We start from the raw sequence: 18,178 nt of genomic DNA, 5'->3' as shown, positions 1-18,178 counted from the left end.
AGGTTATAATAGTTGGGTATAGGCAAACAGCCCAAGGCCCACCACATTTATCAGTATGAAAATACTGACAGCGATTTTTTTGATTTTTCCGCCGCCCTCCATCTTCATCATCTTCATATCATGGTCTTGCAGGTATTTTTTATTGAGCCATACCAGGATTCCGGCAATCACCGTGAATACGATATTCATCCAAAAGGTGTAATCTATTTTGAACTGCGTGATTTCGGATACCACGCGCTGGCTTTCCGGCACGATGCCCAACAGGGTAAACAAACCGTTCAGAATCAGGGCCGTGATCACAATACTGATGAACATCACCCCGGCGATATACAGAGCCACCCGCCAGCCGTAATACTTGGCGTTGATATGTACCAGCGGCGGCACCATCAGGTCGGAATAAATGAAACCCATGATACCTGCAAAGAGCACGCCATTTTCATTTAGCACGGTAGCCAGCGGGATGTTACCCATGGACCCGATAAATGTGGAAGCTGCCACAAAGGGAGCAATCAAGGCATTCTCGATCGCTACCAGCCATCCTGGAATACCTTGGGCATCGGCTAAAAACAGGGCCGACCAGAATGATTCCGGCACCAGCACGGCTACAAAACCGGCAATGGTGAAGCCAATCAGTATATCTTCCCAGGCCATCTTCCAGTCGTTTACAAACTTATGGCCTACCAGTTGCCAGCCTTCTTTACTTTTGATGCGTTTCTTCCAGTCAAAATCTTCTTCAATCTCCCCGCCTTCGTCTTCCACTTTTTCGCGGGCCGCATCCAGCCAGCTTTTGGGATAGGTTAGTTTGATGAGCACGCTACTGATGGCAATCAATATCAACCCACCGATAATTTCAGCCGCCAGGAACTGCCAGCCAAGAAAAATCAGGATGAGAATACCCAACTCGATCACCAGATTGGTAGAAGCAAACATAAAGGCCACTCCGGCTATAAAATGTGCTCCTTTTTTGATAAGAGCACGTGCCGCCGCCAGGGCTGCGAAAGAACAGGAAGATGAGGCTGCTCCAAAAAAAGTGGAAAGCGAGATACTTTTTAAATCCCCGTCTCCCATGTATTGAGTCAGTTTGCCTTTAGGCACAAAGGCCTGGATCATCCCGGAAACAAAATAACCCAGGATAAAGGCCCAGCCCGACTTCCAGAAGAAGCCCAGGGCTGTTTTTGCCGATTCTCCATATGATTGTATTAATGTCTCCATAAGTTGTTATTTATTATTCGTGAAAATTCTTTCTTAAATAATCTCAAGATTAGCCATCATCCCATTATCTTCGTGCTCCAGGTTGTGGCAATGAAACACATACATCCCTTTTTCTGCATCGAACTTCATGATCACACGCACAGTTTCTCCGGGCATAACCAGCACGGTGTCTTTCCATCCCGTTTCAGTAGGAATTAAACCTCTCGCCCCGCTTCGGTCCAATACTTTAAACTGAACCGCGTGTACATGCATGGGATGAGGCACATTCGAGTTGTTGATGAATTCCCAAATCTCTGTATCTCCCTGAGGCACCCGTTCATCCACCCGCTCCATCTCAAACTGACGTCCGTTGATGGTGTGGCCGGTCATCATTTCCATAGCCAATCGAATGGGACGCGAACGATTTGCATCAGCTTCTTTAGGAAAGGTGGATTCCGAAAGTTTATTCGGCAAGTCAACCGATTTGGAACTGGATGCCCCGTCAATCCTGAACTCCATCAGAGAAAAACCGCCCCCTTGTTCAGGCGCATCACTTCCCATCATATTTTGCATGCCGCCCATCATACCGCCTCCACCGGGTACATCAAAAGGCTTGCTCACAAGCTGAACACGATTCTGATTTTTTACCTTAGAAAAGTCGACCAGCAAATCGGCCCGTTCGCCGGGAGCCATCAGTAGCTCATCTGTTTCAATCGCTTCTGGTAATAAACCGCCATCGGTACCTATCACCGTAAACGGCAAGTCATGTTCAAAGGCAAGATTATAAATACGGGCATTTGATCCATTTAATATTCTCAGGCGATAGGTGCCCGCTTCCACTTCGTGAAAAGGAGCCGGCACACCATTCACTAAAATCGTATCTCCCAAAAACCCCGTCATCATTCGCTCGGGCATAGAAGGATCATACACAACCTGACCATTATCGTTCACTTTCCGGTCTTGTATAAGAAGTGGGAGTTCGTACTTTCCCCGGGGCAAGTTAAGAGCTTTTTCCTCCTCATCTTCAATAATGAAAAAACCGGCCAATCCCCGGTAGACTTGCTCTCCGGTAATTCGGTGAGGATGTGGATGATACCAATAGGTGCCCGTGCGCTGGTTCAGGCTAAACCGGTAGTCATAGCTTCCGATTGCAATTACATCTTTTGGGTGACCGTCCATCTCGGGAGGCACAATCAGTCCGTGCCAGTGAATGATGCTGTCTTGTCCAATGCCATTATTAAACTGAATATCGACTTCACTGCCTTTAGTTTGACGGATGGTGGGCCCCGGCACACTGCCATTGAATTGGAAGCCTGCCAGGGTGATATCATCAGACAGTTCAATATCAGCCGGTGAGGCCGTTAACTCGAAGGAGGTGTTATTGATTTCTCCCGGAAGCGGAAGTTTATTTATAAATTTTCCAACCGAAACTGAATCCGTAAAAGAAACGCAGGAAGTCAACCAGGGCGAAATGGCCAAAACCCCGGTTCCAAGGCCTACACTTTTTAAAAACTGTCTCCTTTTCATCGCATTAGTTTGTTAGTGGCTATTTGGAAACGTACGGCTATGAAAGTAAATCCTTTTTCCGTTCCTCGAATTCTTCTTTGTCAATTTCGCCCTTTGCGTACCTTCTCTTTAATATCTCAAGGGGTGTTTCTTCTCCTGTTCTTGGTTTTGGTGAACCAAATAGCATCCTCGCTACTATTACGATCAGGGCTATAATTACGAACCACCAAACAAACATCATCCAGCCGCCTCCGAAAAATTGAAAATCATGCATAATAACTCCGGTTTAATTTAAAGTTTGGGGATGACCCCAAGCTGCTTATTATGGGTTTCAATCTCTCCTAATTGTGATGATTCATTCCATTGCTTCGGGAAGAATCTGATTTCATTTTCATCTCCATGCCAGAATCCATCATTCCTCCTTTCATCATTCCTGAGTGCATCATTCGCATGCATTTCATATGCATCTTCATCATGTTGTCGTCCTTCATCATGTCCATCATTTGGGCATGGTTCTTGTCCCCGCTTTCCAGCATGGATTGCATTTTTTGAAGATGCTCCAACATCCGCTCTTTCATTTCAGGATTGTTCATCATGGCATGCATTCCCTTCATCATTCCGGAACTGTCATTTTGCATGACCATCATTCGTTGCATCATCATGGCGCGCATCTCCGGGTTCTGCATCATCTGATCCATCATCATGGTCCGTGAGGAAGAATCCTGCATCATGTGCATCATTTGTTGCTTTTTTTCAGCCATTGAATCCTGCTGAGCAAGAGCATTCGTTGAAAGTCCTATAATTATTACAATCGCTAACCAAATTTTGTTCAAATATTTCATGATTTCACCTTATTTATATTCATTATTTATTAGACTTAACTTAAAGGGATAACGCACCAACATCTTGCAGAATACTGACTCATGTTTGGCTTTCTTTGCTTTAAAAACCAAAACCAATACCATTTGCGTCAGTTTATGACCTGTGCCCCCCTCTCTCCGTCCCGGATTCGCACCATTTCCTCAATAGGCATCACATAAATCAGGCCATCTCCCCGGGATCCCGTTGAAGCCGTTTCGCGGATGATTCCAACAATGGAATCTACATCCTGCTCTTTTGCTGCTATTTCAATTTTAACCACATGCGAATGCATAGCTGGAAAGTTCAGGGAACCATGGGCGTGTTCCGGATCAGTGTATTGTCCGGCCCCTTCTCCTCTGAACACCGTAATACAACAGTGGCCTTCCGCTCTAAGGGCTTTGTACACTTCTTCCAAAAGTATCGGCCGGATGTATGCTTTCACTAATTTCATAATGCCTCCACGTTTTCGTTAAGGTTCGATGTTCTTAATTAGATGTTCCTTGTTCGGTGTTTAATTTTTCTACCGTTTCACCGCAGTTATGCATCTGGGAACCATAAAATGGATTTTTAATTTCTTCGCTATCGCTGACCCAATTGCTTCCCCCATCATACATGGGGCAGTATTGCTTGTATAATTCACCCTCGTAACCTTCCGATTCAATTCGGTTAATCAGCCTTTCAGATATCATTTTGAACTCCGCCCGCAACTCTTCTATATCTCCGAAATTATCTCTGCTGAACATCTTGATATGCCGTTGAGCTGCATCAAAATCATCTTCCGTTAAAGCTTCTCGCAGCTTCATGTATTCGGGAACCATTTCCTCAAGCCGCATATCCATCACTTCAGGGTTATTTGAGCCTTCCATCTCTTCTTCCATTTGTTCCATCTGATGTCCGGAATGATCCTCCGCATTTTCCGAAGAATCTCCCATGTCCATATTGCTGTGATCATGAGCTCCCCGGTTGGCCCCGCTGCCTGGATTACGGTTCATCATACTGAGCTTATCGCTGAGCTGTGCGGCGGCATCGATTTTGAATGTACCGTTTGTAACCACCTGCTCACCGGCTTCCAGCCCTGATTTTATCACATAGTCATTGCCGGCCCTGGAGCCCAGTACTACTTCCCGGGCTTCAAACGCAGGGTTGCCGTTTTGGGACACATCTACAAAAACAACCGAGCGTTCTCCGGTCCACAGTACCGCCGAGCGGGGTACCAGCAACTGTTGGTTTTGGTTTGATTGGGAAATGACTTCTCCCTCTGCAAACATACCTGGTTTCATTTGTGTATCAGGATTTTGGGCCGTCACCCGCACATTTACCGTCCGGGAAGCATCATTCAGAAAAGGCTCGATAAAATCAATGGTTCCGCTGAACTGCTCGCCGGGCAGGGAACTCACGGTGAAATCCACTTCATCCCCCTTAGAAAGCTGACTCACTTCCGACTCATACGCCTCAAACTCAACCCACACTTTCGATAAATCCGCTACGCGATATAGCACCGTACCTTCGCTGATGTGATCTTCACGCGAAATCCGGATTTCAGAAACATAGCCCGAAACCGGTGAAAAGAAATCCAGCTCTTCCATAACCTCTCCTGATTGCTCAATCTGGCGGATGGTTTCTTCGGGAAATTCCCATAAAGACAGTTTTCTCCGTGCCGCTTCATACAGCCTTGGATTCTGCTCTTTAAAGCGGGCGGTCTCCAGCAACTCTCGCTGGGCCGTGATCAACTCCGGGGAATAAATAGAGGCTAGTTTTTGGCCTTTGCGCACATAATCACCGGTATAATCCACATACAACTCGCGAACTCGTCCCGGGAAATGCGCCGTAATATTGGATACCAAATTCTGGTTCACCGCCACCTTTCCTGGCAACTGAACGGTATGCTCCGGAATCTCTTCCCGAACCGCCGTTGTCTGAATGTTCGCCAGGGCCATAGCTGCCTGCGATATCTTCACGGCATTGGGGTTTTGGCTTGAACCGTCGTCGTCTTCTGCCTGATCGGCTGGAATGAGTTCCATGCCGCAAATGGGACAATTGCCCGGCTCGCTTTCCCGCACCTGCGGGTGCATGCTGCATGTGTACACAATGTTGCCTGCCTCATCGGTATGGGTTTCGCTGATATGCTCGTCCAGAGTCTGCGGCTCGGATGTCCCGCCAAAGAAGAGGTATCCAAGCAGCAGTCCTCCTATGATCAAACCGGAGTAAATAAGTATGTTTTTCGTGTTCATGATGATTGTTTTTTAGTATTGAAAATGTTTAAACCGCAGAGGGCGCAAAGAGTGCAAAGTTTTTAATTGATAAATTGATCAAGCGAAGAGTGAACTGTTTGAGTCCACTTCGAATAAGTCTCTCCTTGAGGAGAGTACGGCTTTAGCCGGGAGAGGTGTTGGAACCAAAGGCTGTTATGCTTTTCTTCAGACTCGATTGCCCTCCAAACCAGCACCCTCCGTCTTGCTTCGCTATCGCTTCGCAATCCACCTCCCTTACCGAATACTCGGCACAGGCTAAGGGAGGACTTATCTGCCTGCCCGTTCAATGTTCAATGTTCACAATCCTGCCTCCTTCACATTATGGATTCCCGTCAGATATTCGATATAAGCCTCCGCTATATGTTGTGCGGTTTTGGCCTGAATACGTTTAAGCTGGTATTCCAGCTGTTTGCGTTGCATCCGCAGAATTTCTTCAAAATCGGAGCTGTCGGAACTGTAGGCCTCCATCATCACATCGATGGCTTGCTGAATACGCTGAATCTGCTTTTGATCATACAGCTCGTATCGGCGCATGGCATCCCGGTAATCCCGCAGAGAGGCATCCAGCTCGGTTTCCAGGGTGTTTTCGCGAGATGACAACTGGTATTGTGCTTCCTGCCGGTTACGCTCGGCTTGCTGAACCCGCGCACTGTTTTTATTGCTAAAGATGGGCAACCGAATCCCCCCCATCACCATCAGGGCATCCTTGCCGCTGTCGGTGATGTTGGGCATGTCGGTTTCTCCGGTGAAGATGTAATCCACTCCCACCATCAGGCCTGGCTTGTTTTGTTTTTTGGCCAGTGATTTCATTTCATCAGATACTTCTTCCTGATACCGCAATCGGTTTAGCGCCGGATTTTGCTGCCTCACTTGTGCCAGCAACGCTTCTCTGTTTGCCAACTCCGTTTCATCCAAATTATCAGGGATGGCAATCATGGCACCTTTCTCCCGGTTCAGCAATTCATTCATCTTTTGAAAAAGAACCTCGCGGTTGTCTTTCAGCAGCTCGATTTGAATCAGCAAATCTTCTTCTTCGATCTGTGCGCGTAATACATCTACTTGGGAGGCGCGGTCGGTCTCATAGCGCCGCAAGCTGATTTCCACCAATGAATTAAGGATCAACCGATTCTCTTCCGCAATGCGAATACTTTCTTCCAGTTCATATAACTCCAGCATGGTTTTTTCCACCTGGTAGAACAGTTGATTCCGTTCTTCCTGGAAGGCCTCAAATTTTGCTTTGGCCTTTAGATCAGAAGCCGTACGCTGACTAGCCAAGGTGCCAAACCAGGGCAGCATCTGGGAGATAGAAATTCGTCCCTGCTGTGGCCCTATCCGGGTTTCAATAGGTTTGATGAAATAGGAAAAAGAGACTTCCGGATCAGATAGCGTACCTACAATAGGCCGCTCCTCCAAAGCAGAAAGGTACTGCTGGTATTTGGCTTTTAACTCCGGATTATTCTCGGCGGCTTCCTGCTGGTAGTCGGCAATGGTTTGGGCATTTGCCGTAATAGACAACGTGAGCAGGGCAAGCAGTGTGGTTAAACGCAAAGGGCGCAAAGTTTTCGCAAAGAGCGTTAAGCACTTCCCAACCTGCCCATTCAATGTTCCTTGTTCAATGTTCCTTGTTCGATATTCTTTCATACCATTTCTCGTTTCATTTTAAACTCTTTCCACATATAGTATAGCACCGGAATCACCAACAGGGTGATGACTTGTAAAAACATCCCGCCCACACTGGGGATGGCCATCGGCACCATGATGTCGGAGCCGCGGCCGGTGGAGGTAAGCACCGGCAACAATGCCAGAATGGTGGTAGCCGTTGTCATCAAAGTAGGACGGATACGGCGGGTGCTGGCTTCAATAACCACTTCGCGAAGCTCGGCACTGGTTTGTGGTTTTTTGCGATCAAACAGCTGATCGAGGTAGGTGGCCATCACTACGCCACCGTCGGCCGCGATGCCGAATAAGGCGATGAAGCCTACCCATACAGCCACACTCAGGTTTACCGTGCCCATCTGGAAGAGGTCGCGCAGGTTTTGTCCGAAGAGCTCGAAATTCAGGAACCAGCCCTGTCCGTACAGCCAAACGAGTAGGAAGCCGCCAGCCCACGCCACGAAGATGCTGCTGAAAATCATGGAAGTGGTAGCCACCGACTTGAACTGGAAATACATGATCAGGAAAATGATGACCAGCGCGATGGGCAAAATGACGCCTAGTCGTTTTTCAGCCCGCACCTGATTTTCATAATCCCCGGCAAACTCAAAGTTGATACCGGCTGGTATTACCAAGTCTCCTGCTTCTTCCCACTCTTCAATTTCACGACGGGCATTTTCCACGACTTCCACTTCGGCGTAACCGTCCACCTTGTCAAAAATCACGTAGCCCACCAAAAAGGTGTCCTCACTTTTGATGGCTTGTGGTCCCTGTCGGTAGGTGATTTCAGCCAGCTGTGCCAGTGGAACCTGCGCCCCGGTTTTAGTCGGCACCAGCAATTCTCCCAGCACATCCGGGTTATCCCGAAGCTCACGCGCAAAGCGCACGCGGATGGGATAGCGCTCTCGTCCTTCTACCGAGGTGGAAACTGCCATACCGCCTACCCCCATCGCCATGAATTGCTGCACATCCTGAATGGAAAGTCCATAACGCGCCAGTTGCTGCCGGTTCCAATCCACTTCCAGGTAAGGCTTGCCCACTATGCGTTCCGCAAATACTGAAGAAGCCTTCACCCCTTCAGCCTGCCGGAGCACCTCTTCCAGCTTCAGCCCAAAAGCTTCGATTTCTTCCAAGTTGTCGCCCTTCACTTTTACGCCCATGGGAGCCCGCATACCTGATTGTAACATTACCAGGCGCGTTTCAATAGGTTGTAGCTTGGGCGCCGAGGTGGTTCCGGGAATACGGGCCGCATCCACAATTTCATCCCAGATATCATCGGGTGATTCAATGTGATCACGCCACTGCCGATAGTATTCGCCGTCTTCGTCAGGAATAAGTTCATCGTTCTCGTCTCTGACATATTCTCCTTCATCATTCACTCTAAACCGAATTCTGCGACCATTCGCATCGGTTTTGTATTCTGATTTATAAAGGATGACGTTCTCGAACATGGAAATCGGGGCGGGATCCAATGCCGTTTCGGCCCGGCCCATTTTCCCAACCACCAGATCCACTTCCGGGATGGCGTTTACTGATATATCAATCTTGCGCATCACGTCTTCAGCTTCTTCCACACCGGCGTGCGGCATGGTGGTGGGCATCAGCAGAAAAGCTCCTTCATCCAACGCTGGCATAAACTCCTCGCCTAAGCCGGGGAAAGCCTCGGAGGCAGCCCCCCACCCTGAGGTATCGCGAATATCCACGCCTACCACATCAAAGCTTTTGGCTACAAAGCCGAAGGTAGTGGCGAAGCCCAGCCAGATCATCACCCCAAACAATACAAAAGCAGACGGGATGGCCAGGAAGCTTTTCTTATGATCCAGACACCAGCCAATAATGGATTGATAATATTTGATGATGAGCCAGAATACAGCCAGAATAAGCGCAATCAACAATACGATGAAAATCATATTCCCTGCAAAGGAAACCGAAGGACCAAACGGCAGCCAGTATTCCGTCAATATCCAGGTAACCACCACCACCGACAATGCATTGTTTAAAAATGGAATTCGGTTTTTGTAATGCTCTCCGAGGAAATAACCCGCTCCGTTAATCAGTCCAAAACCCAAAATCAGCAAACCAGCCCATCCGGAAATAGTGAAAAAGGTTACGATACCTCCAATCACCAAAAGACTATTCCACCCGAGTTTGAGTTTTCGATTGTTGATCTTCAGCCCAAAGAACCAGTGGGCAAAAGGAGGAATCAGCGTGATGGTGATGATGATAGAGGCTATCAGCGCGAAAGTTTTGGTGTACGCCAGTGGCTTGAATAGTTTTCCTTCGGCGGCAATCATGGTAAATACCGGTAAAAAACTTACAATCGTCGTGGTGATGGCGGTCAATACAGCACCGGCTACCTCAACCGTGGCGTTGTATATCACTTCCAGTAACGACTCATTCTCGTCCATCTCCTCCATATGCCGGAGCATATTCTCGGAGAGTATCACTCCCATATCCACGATGGTACCGATGGCAATGGCGATCCCCGACAGCGCTACAATATTGGCATCCACCCCGAAGTACTTCATGGCAATAAAAGTCATGAGTACCGCAATGGGCAACATGGCTGAGATCAGGAAGGAAGTGCGCAGGTTCATCACCATAATCACAATCACGATAATGGTAATCAGGATCTGCAATGACAACGCTTCTTCCAGGGTGCCCAGTGTTTCGGAAATCAGCGTAGAGCGATCGTAAAAAGGCACCACGGTGACTTTAGATTCGGTGCCGTCTTCCAGTGTTTTGGAAGGGAGTCCGGCCGAGATCTCGGCAATCTGTGCTTTTACATTATCGATCACCTGCTGGGGATTGGCGCCCTGGCGAGCCACCACTACCCCACCCACGGCTTCGGCCCCAGCTTTATCCAGCGCTCCGCGACGTGGCGCAGGTCCCATGGTCACAAAAGCCACATCCTGAATACGCACGGGTGTGTTATCCACCACTTTTACTACGGCTGATTCCAGGTCTTCCAGGTTCTTGATGTATCCCAAGCCCCGTACCAGGTATTCGGCATTGTTCATTTCCAGGGTACGGGCGCCCGTCTCGGCATTGGCTTTGCGTACCGCATCCATCACTTGTGAAAGAGTGACCTCATAGGTTTTTAGTTTATTCGGGTCGATGTCGACTTGGTACTCTTTCACGTATCCTCCGATGGAGGCGACCTCAGCCACTCCCTCTGCGCCAGAAAGTCCGTATTTCACATAAAAATCCTGAATAGAGCGCAATTCCTGCGGATCCCATCCACCGGCCGGATCGCCGTTTTCATCCCGGCCTTCCAGCGTGTACCAGAATATCTGACCGAGTGCCGTGGCGTCTGGCCCCAAAGCAGGCTTAGCAGAAGGCGGCAAGGTACCGGCTGGCAGAGAATTTATTTTTTCAAGGATGCGGGACCGGCTCCAGTAATATTCCACATCTTCTTCAAAAATCACGTAGATGCTGGACAGTCCTGTCATGGAACTGCTGCGTACCGTTTTCACACCCGGTACCGTAAGCAGCTGTGTGGTTAAGGGATAGGTAATCTGATCTTCAATATCCTGCGGGGATTGTCCCTCCCACTCGGTGTATACAATCTGCTGGTTTTCGCCCAGGTTGGGGATGGCATCAACGGGAACACGGTCGCGGGGCAGAAAATCCAGGTTCCAGTTAAAAGGAGCCACGGACAGACCCCAGCCGGCAAGTACCAGTAACAGCAGTACAGCGACCAGTTTATTTTCCAGGAAAAACCGGATGGTTTTGTTTAGCATGTTTAGGGAATAAGTTGATTAGTGAATTAGGGAATAATGGATTGATACTCGTTCCGCTGCTCTGCTGCGGAATGCCTCACGGAACCTCTGGTTCCATGATGGCAGGTTCGAGCTTGGTTGCCCTCACAGCCCTCTCTTCCCGAGTCATTCGGGACAAGCTGCACCTTCTGTCTCTCTCCTCCTCCCGATACATCGGGATCGGAGCAGGCGTAGAGAGATAAATTCTTGTGCAGATTAAGCAGTAGAAATCGAACTGGTACTAAGTGTTGGAGCTCCAACACTTCTATGTTGAATGTTCAGTGTTCGATATTCAATGTTCTACAGCATGGAGGGGCGTCAGTGGTAAGGCAACCGACTCAATAAATCACACCATCCCTAATTCAGAAAAGACTCGTTGGCGAGATAGATGGGAGGTTGGGAATAGGTGTCCGAAACGGGAATTGGATAAGCATTGGCTTCGGATTCATCCGTGTGAATTTCTGCGAATGTTTGTACAACCTTCAGCGCCGGTACTTTCACTTTAATTTGAGCCGGGGCCTGGGTACTTAAAGGAGCTTCATCAACTGAACATGCACAAGCAAATCCCAAATCATGGGACTGGTGGTGTGTTTTGTCAGTTTTGGAGTGATGTTGATGGGCAGGCAGTTCCGCATGCTGGCCATTCATGGGGCAATCTTCGGCATGGTCGCTTACCGGTTGTTGAGGATGATGCATTTCCTGCATCTCATCACACAGCTCTTTCGACATAGCGTGTAATCCAGCCGGCACCGAAACCCCGATCAGGATACTCAAACTGAGCAGCGAGGCGATAAAACGATATGTAACAGATTTATTCACAAACCGAAGGTAGTTAGGAGAAAAGTGATATCAAAGCCTGAGGAATAGAAAGTCAGGATTTGATAAATGTTTGTAGATATTCTGTAAAGCTGAAGAATATCGAACACTGAACATTCAATATTGAATATTGAAGTTTAGACCTCTTTAAGTAAAGGTTTAGTCTTTTTTTTCAAACGCCACTTATTGATGCATGCTAACACTCAAGATGTTGATAAGTAAATCTGATCCAATACTCCCGATATTTCTTACTCTCTACAATATCCCGCCGGGATGATGATGGCGGTGATCTTCAAGGTTATAAGCATGCCAGCCGATAAATATCATGTAAGCCAGTGGGATAAATATCCCAAATCCCAGGGTGCCAAATGCGGCTATGGCACCCACCCAAATGATAAACGGACTAACTAAGATCAAACCAAAACCTGAGGCGAAGTATCCTTTATACACATGACCAAGCCCCGGAATAATACTTGAAACTGCAGCGATAATATTGCGGGTATGGATTAATTTTTGATGAGAAGCAGAGTTCTTAAGAGTATCCATGATTCCCTCCCTTTTTACTCTTGAATTCTATTTAAAATACAAAAAACCGCAGATTATTGATAGAGTGTCAATGGGCTTTTCCCGCTTAAAAATTTTAATAATACCTTCCAGAAATGTCTCAACAAATTGGCATACCATACAAAACGATGTATATTTATATACATCATATTTTATCGAGAACATGGAGAGAATTATGATTCGCACGCAAATATATCTTACCAAAAAAGAAAAGGAAGCCATTGAACGACTTTCGGATGAGCGGGGTACCACGCAGAGCAATATCATCCGGGAAGCGATTGATGAGTATGTGGCGGAGCTTACTGTAGAAGAAAAGAAGAAAAAAATAAAAGCAGCTGCAGGAATGTGGAAAGACAAGAAAGATATTCCTGACATACGAGAATTGAGGGAAGGTTGGAGCAAGAGAATGAAACGACTTGGCTTAGATGATCATTGATACCAACATTATTATTGATCTTTTAAAAGGAAAAGATGAAGCTCAATCTTTTTTAGAGTCCTCTATTGATACAAATCTTTTCCTTTCTGTAATTACTACATCTGAAATCAATACCGGGATCAGGGATGAACGAGAAGAACAGATCTTTGAGGAACTGTTAAGCATATTTGAAGTTATTCCTGTTACTCAAACGATTGCTATAGAAAGTGGCAAGTTGCGGAAAAAGTTTTTAGCAAGTCATGGGATTGAAACTCCAGATGCCATCATTGCAGCAACAGCCAACCTTTTAGAAGTGCCCATTGCTACCCTTGACAAAAAACATTTTTCGGTGCTCACGGACGAGCTTATTGTTCCCTATTAAAACAAAAACCTGAGGCCCAACTACCATGCAAGAACACGAAAAGATCGATTACGTAGAATTTCCGTCCCGGAACCTGGAAGCCACTAAAACTTTCTTCTCTAAGGCCTTTGGCTGGAAGTTCACAGATTACGGCCCCGAATACTGCGACTTTGCTGATGAAGGTATCAACGGCGGCTTCTACAAATCTGAAAAACAATGCACAACAGAAACGGGCGGAGCTTTGGTGATTTTCTACAGCAAAAACCTAGAAGCCACACAACAGAAGGTCGAACAAGCCAGAGGAACTATTACCAAAGACATTTTTGACTTCCCCGGCGGGCGGCGCTTCCATTTCACCGAACCAAGTGGCAATGAGTTTGCTGTATGGTCTGATTTAGAAGCTGAGTGATATTGCCACAAAAATAGTAATTGTTGTGTTAGCGTAGGTAATAAGTAGCCACCATTTCGACAGCTGTGTCCCTCGCGGAGGGACAGGAAAATCAACTCGCTGATTTTACAGGGAGGGTAGTGACTGATTTAGCACCCTTCCTTAATCACCGTAACCTCCCAATATCAAACCGCAGTGAAATACGGTGGGTAAAACCCAGGTCACTGGAGGCCCCGGCAAAGCTAGCGAAACCATAATCCAGCACAAAAGAAGAGAGCTTCAGTCCCACCCCCAAAGTGGGAGAAACGGAAAAGCCCGAAACAGGATCGGTGATAAAATCGGTGAGGCCGGCACGTAAGGCAATCACATCTTTATATGAAACCTCACCCCCTACGTGTGGCTCAAAACTCATGCGTCCTAAGTTGATGTAATAAGCCTGACGGTTTTCAAACAACACATCCACATCGGCGGCTGCGGTTACGAGAAAATCCTCTGAAATCACAAAGGGTCTGGAGGCTCCTAATTTCAAGGATGGCAGCACGTATTCATTTTGTCCGGTAGGTAAGGTAGCGCCGAGGCTGTCGAACTGGGATTCGTAATCCCCAAACTCTGCCTGATCTACATCCCACATTTTCTGCATAGTGGTAAGATCGCGAACGGAGACTCCGAAATCAGCGATTTCGGTTTTGTATTTTGCCCCTACATCCAGACTGTAGCCCCAAGCTTGCGCAAAAGGACCCAGTTTATGATGAATGATCTTGGCCGAAGCTCCATACGATAACTGCTCATTTCGCTGAGTGGCATAAGAAACGAAAACGGCCATATCGGCGGCACTAAAGCGGGTGATATAATCTTCTACATTTCCTTTGGGTTGATCGCGCTCACGGTCCCAGGCGTTCAAGGTATTGGCAATATTATCCACGCCCTGACGGAAAAAACTAATGGCCAGCACACCATCCTGATTCTTGAGTGGCATGGCTGCAGCTCCATAGTCGTAGCCTACAATGCCGCTAAAACGTTCGGAATGCATGTACATGATTTGCGGTTGTTGCATATCGGCCAAACCAGCTACGTTCCAGTAAGCGGCTGTTACATCGTTGGCGAGTGCGGCATGAGCGCCTCCCATCCCTAAAGCACGTGCTCCTCCCCCGGTGCTTAAAAAATCACTGCCGTATTTGGCCTGGGAGGACTGTCCCCACGCCATGACCGGAAACAGAAATAGAAGTGCAAGCGCTGGTATAGACTTTCTCATCTCAAGATAAAAGTAAATTGTTAAGTGTTACCGTAGCGCTAAAACGATATAATCCGGAACTTATTTGGGGTGAAAATTGCACTTTCTGCGGTTGCAGAGAGAGCCAGTATTTCTTAGTATAAGCACACTCCAACGAAAGGGCAACTTCTGTTTTAAAATTGCCCTTTAACCTATTTAAATCATGCATGTATGAAATTTTCTGTTTCGAGTAATGAACTGAACAAAGGGCTGTCGGCCGTGATTGGAGCCGTGCCATCCAAAGCCACTCTTCCCATTTTGGAAACTATTTTGTTTGAGAGCGAAGATGGCAAACTGAAGCTTACCGCTACCGATCTTGAGATTTCCATTATTGAATATATTCAGGCTGATATTGAAGAAGACGGCGCCGTTGCTATTCCCGCCCGCCGCCTGCTGGAAACCCTGAGACAACTGCCTAACATCCCCGTATTTTTTGATGTTGATGAACGTAAAAACATCAACTTCCGTACCGATAAAGGTACCTATAAACTGGTAGGCGATGATGCAGATGAGTTCCCTGAGGTGCCCAGTTTGGACGAAGGCACCACCATTGGAACCACCACGGAGTTGATGCACAACGCCATCCACAAAACACTTTTTGCCGTTTCCAGTGACGATTTGCGTCCGGCCATGATGGGAGTGTATTTCCAGATTGGAACCGAGGAAAGCAAGTTTGTGGCTACGGATGGTCACCGCCTGGTAAAATATACCAACCGCGAGATCAAAGCGGATAAAGACGTGAATTTCATCGTTCCTGATAAAGCGCTGAGCCTTATTCAAAAAACGATTGAAGGCGATGATTGCGACCTGACGGTAACTGAAGATCACGCACGCTTCAAAAGCGGTAACACCATTGTGATTACCCGCCTCATCAACGAGCAGTATCCTAATTATGATTCGGTAATTCCGCGCGATAACGATAAGTTCCTCACCATCAGCAAAGACCAGATGCTGGCTACCGTTAAGCGTGTATCTATTTTCTCAAGCTCTACGACTCGTCAGATTCGGTTGCAACTGGGTGGCGACAAGCTGACTATTCGCGCCGAAGATCTGGATATGAGCAGCGAAGCGAAGGAAACCATCGAATGCGAATATTCAAACGACGAGATGGAAATCGGCTTCAACGCCAAATACCTGGGCGATGTACTGAGCAATATCGATGATGATGAAGTGACTTTCGAATTCTCTTCACCCAACCGTGCAGGAATTGTGAAGCCTTCCGAAGAAAATGAAAACGAAGATATCCTGATGCTGGTGATGCCGGTGATGCTCAACAGCTATGCCTGATGAGTCAAATAATTACCCTTACAACGGATTTTGGCACCCAAGACCATTATGTGAGCGCCATGAAGGCGGTCATGCTGGGCATTGCCCCGGGTGCGCGTTTTGTGGACGTCTCGCATGAGATTCCCCCGCAAGACATCATGGCCGGTGCCTGGGTAATCCGTAACAGTGCGTTTTTGTATCCGCCGGAAACCGTACACCTTGTAGTGGTTGATCCCGGAGTCGGCACTTCCCGCCATCCGATCGCACTGAAAGTTAAAGACCAGTATTTTGTAGGCCCCGACAACGGTATTTTTTCGCTTTTCTTTGATGAGTTTGATTATCAGGCCTGCAAGCTTAATAACAAAAAGTACTGGCGCGAAGGCCTTTCTCAAACTTTTCACGGGCGTGATGTTTTTGCACCGGTGGCCGCTCATATGAGCAACGGGGCCTCACTGGAAGAAATCGGGGAGCCTATTGAAGACTTGGTAACGTATCACTGGGCCGTTCCTATTGCCGACAAAGACGGTCTGCAGGGCTGGGTGGTTCACATCGATCGTTTTGGCAACCTGATCACCAACATTTCGGATGACTTGCTCGACGAACACCTTAAGGATCATCAGTTAAAGATCTACGTGGGCAATACCATGCTCGATAAAATTGTAAACACTTTCGCCGATGTGGAAGACGGCGAGCCGGCCGCCTACATTGGCAGTTCGGGGATGCTGGAAATTGGCATCAACAAAGGAAATGCTGCCCGCATGCTAAGTGTTGACAAGGGTGCGCAAATATCGATTGTGTTGCAGAAGTAAGCTCGTTGCTCGAAACTGGTTATTTTTTACACCTGATTCAAGCGTCTCGCTTGGATCAAATTAATCTTATTCGCACTCGTTCCACACGCTCCGCGTTGGAACGAAAAGATGGCCCAGCAATTATTACAATCTCCGGTTCAATCGTTAAAAATTCAATGAGTCTGTAACACCATCCGGTATTAAGCGTATTCAACCAAAAAACAATGATTAGTTAGCTTATTATGAAGCTCGAATTACGCTCCCCCATAGATGAACGCGCCGGTATTTCCGTCCCCGACGAAATTACCAATTTGGCTACGCCTTTCAACGGCACGGTTGGCTCGCAGCAAGGCGATGAGTACAAGGTCAAAAATAATATCATCGACTTGCTTGGGAAAGAGCCGGAATTTACTTCTATTGCCCAAAGCACCAATCACTGGAAAATTACCGCAGCCATCTATGAAGATATTTGGCGTAAACGCTCCCTCTCCCTCCTCTCCGGTGAAGAATTTCCGATTGAAAAAGAACACGAACTACTCATTGACTGGACTGCCCCTGTAGAAGACGGCTGGTACCTGGATTTAGGATGTTCAACCGCTCTTTACGGTCGTGCCCTGAAGGCTGCCCAAAAACAGGCAAACATCGTGGCACTTGACTTCTCCTACCAGATGCTTGAAGAAGCCCGTCTCAAAGCCGAAGCCGACGAAACCGACATGTACTTTGTGCGTGCCGATGGCCGAGAGCTTCCCTTCTTTTCCAAAACCTTTGACGGTGTTGTTATGGGCGGCACCCTGAATGAACTCACCGATGAACTAAAAGTGCTTTACGAAAGTAAACGAGTACTCAAAGAAGATGGCACGCTGTTTATGATGCACCTCATCAAATCCGATGCATGGTACGGGCGACTGTTACAAGAATCCGTTTCCATTGGCGGCATCCGGTTCTGGAGCGTAGATGAAAGCAATAAGCTGTTCAATCGCGCCGGCTTTGAAGTAGAAGAGCAGTTGGTAAAGGGGATTGTATGCTTTACCAAGTTGAAGCCAGAGTAGCCCCCAAAAGTGTTGAGTTTTAAGTTTCGAGTGTTAA

Annotated in this window: 17 protein-coding genes; 6 read left to right on the top strand and 11 right to left on the bottom strand. The window is 47.4% G+C overall.

Annotated features, from left to right (window positions below; genetic code table 11):
- Positions 1-3: 3 nt before the first annotated feature.
- From FN815_RS08660 to FN815_RS08615, 10 genes are all read right to left on the bottom strand, one after another.
- Positions 4-1,212, bottom strand: coding sequence for a permease (locus tag FN815_RS08660; protein WP_142454230.1), 1,209 nt, complete (start codon positions 1,210-1,212; stop codon positions 4-6).
- Positions 1,213-1,245: 33 nt separating this feature from the next.
- Entirely contained in the window at positions 1,246-2,718 is a 1,473-nt protein-coding gene (locus tag FN815_RS08655; protein WP_142454229.1) for a multicopper oxidase family protein, read from the bottom strand.
- 37 nt (positions 2,719-2,755) lie between these two features.
- A complete protein-coding gene (locus FN815_RS08650; protein ID WP_142454228.1) occupies positions 2,756-2,971 on the bottom strand; it encodes an SHOCT domain-containing protein in 216 nt (71 codons plus the stop codon).
- 67 nt (positions 2,972-3,038) lie between these two features.
- The gene (locus FN815_RS08645) at positions 3,039-3,539 is read right to left on the bottom strand and encodes a hypothetical protein (protein WP_142454227.1); all 501 of its coding nucleotides are present in this window, start codon (positions 3,537-3,539) and stop codon (positions 3,039-3,041) included.
- A 128-nt stretch (positions 3,540-3,667) separates the two neighbouring features.
- Positions 3,668-4,009, bottom strand: coding sequence for a P-II family nitrogen regulator (locus tag FN815_RS08640; RefSeq protein WP_142454226.1), 342 nt, complete (start codon positions 4,007-4,009; stop codon positions 3,668-3,670).
- 34 nt (positions 4,010-4,043) lie between these two features.
- Entirely contained in the window at positions 4,044-5,789 is a 1,746-nt protein-coding gene (locus FN815_RS08635) for an efflux RND transporter periplasmic adaptor subunit (protein WP_142454225.1), read from the bottom strand.
- Positions 5,790-6,107: 318 nt separating this feature from the next.
- The gene (locus FN815_RS08630) at positions 6,108-7,358 is read right to left on the bottom strand and encodes a TolC family protein (protein ID WP_246075208.1); all 1,251 of its coding nucleotides are present in this window, start codon (positions 7,356-7,358) and stop codon (positions 6,108-6,110) included.
- An 89-nt stretch (positions 7,359-7,447) separates the two neighbouring features.
- Positions 7,448-11,206, bottom strand: a complete 3,759-nt coding sequence (locus FN815_RS08625) for an efflux RND transporter permease subunit (RefSeq protein WP_142454223.1) — start codon at positions 11,204-11,206, stop codon at positions 7,448-7,450.
- A gap of 375 nt (positions 11,207-11,581) precedes the next feature.
- A complete protein-coding gene (locus FN815_RS08620) occupies positions 11,582-12,043 on the bottom strand; it encodes a hypothetical protein (protein ID WP_142454222.1) in 462 nt (153 codons plus the stop codon).
- A gap of 252 nt (positions 12,044-12,295) precedes the next feature.
- Positions 12,296-12,586 (bottom strand): hypothetical protein, encoded by a 291-nt coding sequence (locus FN815_RS08615; RefSeq protein WP_142454221.1) that lies wholly within the window; start codon positions 12,584-12,586, stop codon positions 12,296-12,298.
- 193 nt (positions 12,587-12,779) lie between these two features.
- On the opposite strand from FN815_RS08615, the gene FN815_RS18875 reads away from it, so the two are divergent.
- The 3 genes from FN815_RS18875 to FN815_RS08600 are packed head-to-tail and all read left to right on the top strand — an operon-like array spanning position 12,780 to position 13,789.
- Positions 12,780-13,040: a ribbon-helix-helix domain-containing protein gene (locus FN815_RS18875; protein WP_185957225.1), complete on the top strand. Its 261-nt coding sequence runs from the start codon at positions 12,780-12,782 to the stop codon at positions 13,038-13,040.
- Positions 13,030-13,401: a type II toxin-antitoxin system VapC family toxin gene (locus FN815_RS08605; RefSeq protein ID WP_142454219.1), complete on the top strand. Its 372-nt coding sequence runs from the start codon at positions 13,030-13,032 to the stop codon at positions 13,399-13,401. Before FN815_RS18875 ends, FN815_RS08605 begins: the two co-directional genes overlap by 11 nt.
- 25 nt (positions 13,402-13,426) lie before the next feature.
- Complete coding sequence (locus FN815_RS08600) at positions 13,427-13,789, top strand: VOC family protein (protein WP_142454218.1); 363 nt, start codon at positions 13,427-13,429, stop codon at positions 13,787-13,789.
- Between the two features lie 145 nt (positions 13,790-13,934).
- Here the strand turns inward: FN815_RS08600 and FN815_RS08595 are convergent, their stop codons facing one another.
- Positions 13,935-15,020: a PorV/PorQ family protein gene (locus tag FN815_RS08595; protein ID WP_142454217.1), complete on the bottom strand. Its 1,086-nt coding sequence runs from the start codon at positions 15,018-15,020 to the stop codon at positions 13,935-13,937.
- 189 nt (positions 15,021-15,209) lie between these two features.
- Between FN815_RS08595 and dnaN the strand changes: the two genes are divergently transcribed.
- The 3 genes from dnaN (at position 15,210) to FN815_RS08580 (ending at position 18,141) form a co-directional block, all read left to right on the top strand.
- Positions 15,210-16,325: a DNA polymerase III subunit beta gene (gene dnaN / locus FN815_RS08590; protein WP_142454216.1), complete on the top strand. Its 1,116-nt coding sequence runs from the start codon at positions 15,210-15,212 to the stop codon at positions 16,323-16,325.
- Positions 16,325-17,113 (top strand): SAM hydrolase/SAM-dependent halogenase family protein, encoded by a 789-nt coding sequence (locus tag FN815_RS08585; protein ID WP_142454215.1) that lies wholly within the window; start codon positions 16,325-16,327, stop codon positions 17,111-17,113. Before dnaN ends, FN815_RS08585 begins: the two co-directional genes overlap by 1 nt.
- A gap of 221 nt (positions 17,114-17,334) precedes the next feature.
- Entirely contained in the window at positions 17,335-18,141 is an 807-nt protein-coding gene (locus FN815_RS08580) for a class I SAM-dependent methyltransferase (protein WP_142454214.1), read from the top strand.
- The last annotated feature ends 37 nt before the right edge of the window (positions 18,142-18,178 follow it).

The sequence above is a fragment of the Gracilimonas mengyeensis genome, from assembly GCF_900182705.1.
GTDB classification, from domain to species: domain Bacteria; phylum Bacteroidota; class Rhodothermia; order Balneolales; family Balneolaceae; genus Gracilimonas; species Gracilimonas mengyeensis.
The sequence above is the reverse complement of the archived record's forward strand: the minus strand, read 5'-3'. Positions and strand labels throughout refer to the sequence as shown.

Bases quoted from the DNA above. Each gene is read 5' to 3' on its own strand.
- FN815_RS08660 (WP_142454230.1), bottom strand. From the start codon at position 1,212: ATGGAGACATTAATACAATCATATGGAGAATCGGCAAAAACAGCCCTG.
- FN815_RS08655 (WP_142454229.1), bottom strand. From the start codon at position 2,718: ATGAAAAGGAGACAGTTTTTAAAAAGTGTAGGCCTTGGAACCGGGGTT.
- FN815_RS08650 (WP_142454228.1), bottom strand. From the start codon at position 2,971: ATGCATGATTTTCAATTTTTCGGAGGCGGCTGGATGATGTTTGTTTGG.
- FN815_RS08645 (WP_142454227.1), bottom strand. From the start codon at position 3,539: ATGAAATATTTGAACAAAATTTGGTTAGCGATTGTAATAATTATAGGA.
- FN815_RS08640 (WP_142454226.1), bottom strand. From the start codon at position 4,009: ATGAAATTAGTGAAAGCATACATCCGGCCGATACTTTTGGAAGAAGTG.
- FN815_RS08635 (WP_142454225.1), bottom strand. From the start codon at position 5,789: ATGAACACGAAAAACATACTTATTTACTCCGGTTTGATCATAGGAGGA.
- FN815_RS08625 (WP_142454223.1), bottom strand. From the start codon at position 11,206: ATGCTAAACAAAACCATCCGGTTTTTCCTGGAAAATAAACTGGTCGCT.
- FN815_RS08615 (WP_142454221.1), bottom strand. From the start codon at position 12,586: ATGGATACTCTTAAGAACTCTGCTTCTCATCAAAAATTAATCCATACC.
- FN815_RS18875 (WP_185957225.1), top strand. From the start codon at position 12,780: ATGATTCGCACGCAAATATATCTTACCAAAAAAGAAAAGGAAGCCATT.
- FN815_RS08605 (WP_142454219.1), top strand. From the start codon at position 13,030: ATGATCATTGATACCAACATTATTATTGATCTTTTAAAAGGAAAAGAT.
- FN815_RS08600 (WP_142454218.1), top strand. From the start codon at position 13,427: ATGCAAGAACACGAAAAGATCGATTACGTAGAATTTCCGTCCCGGAAC.
- FN815_RS08595 (WP_142454217.1), bottom strand. From the start codon at position 15,020: ATGAGAAAGTCTATACCAGCGCTTGCACTTCTATTTCTGTTTCCGGTC.
- dnaN (WP_142454216.1), top strand. From the start codon at position 15,210: ATGAAATTTTCTGTTTCGAGTAATGAACTGAACAAAGGGCTGTCGGCC.
- FN815_RS08585 (WP_142454215.1), top strand. From the start codon at position 16,325: ATGAGTCAAATAATTACCCTTACAACGGATTTTGGCACCCAAGACCAT.
- FN815_RS08580 (WP_142454214.1), top strand. From the start codon at position 17,335: ATGAAGCTCGAATTACGCTCCCCCATAGATGAACGCGCCGGTATTTCC.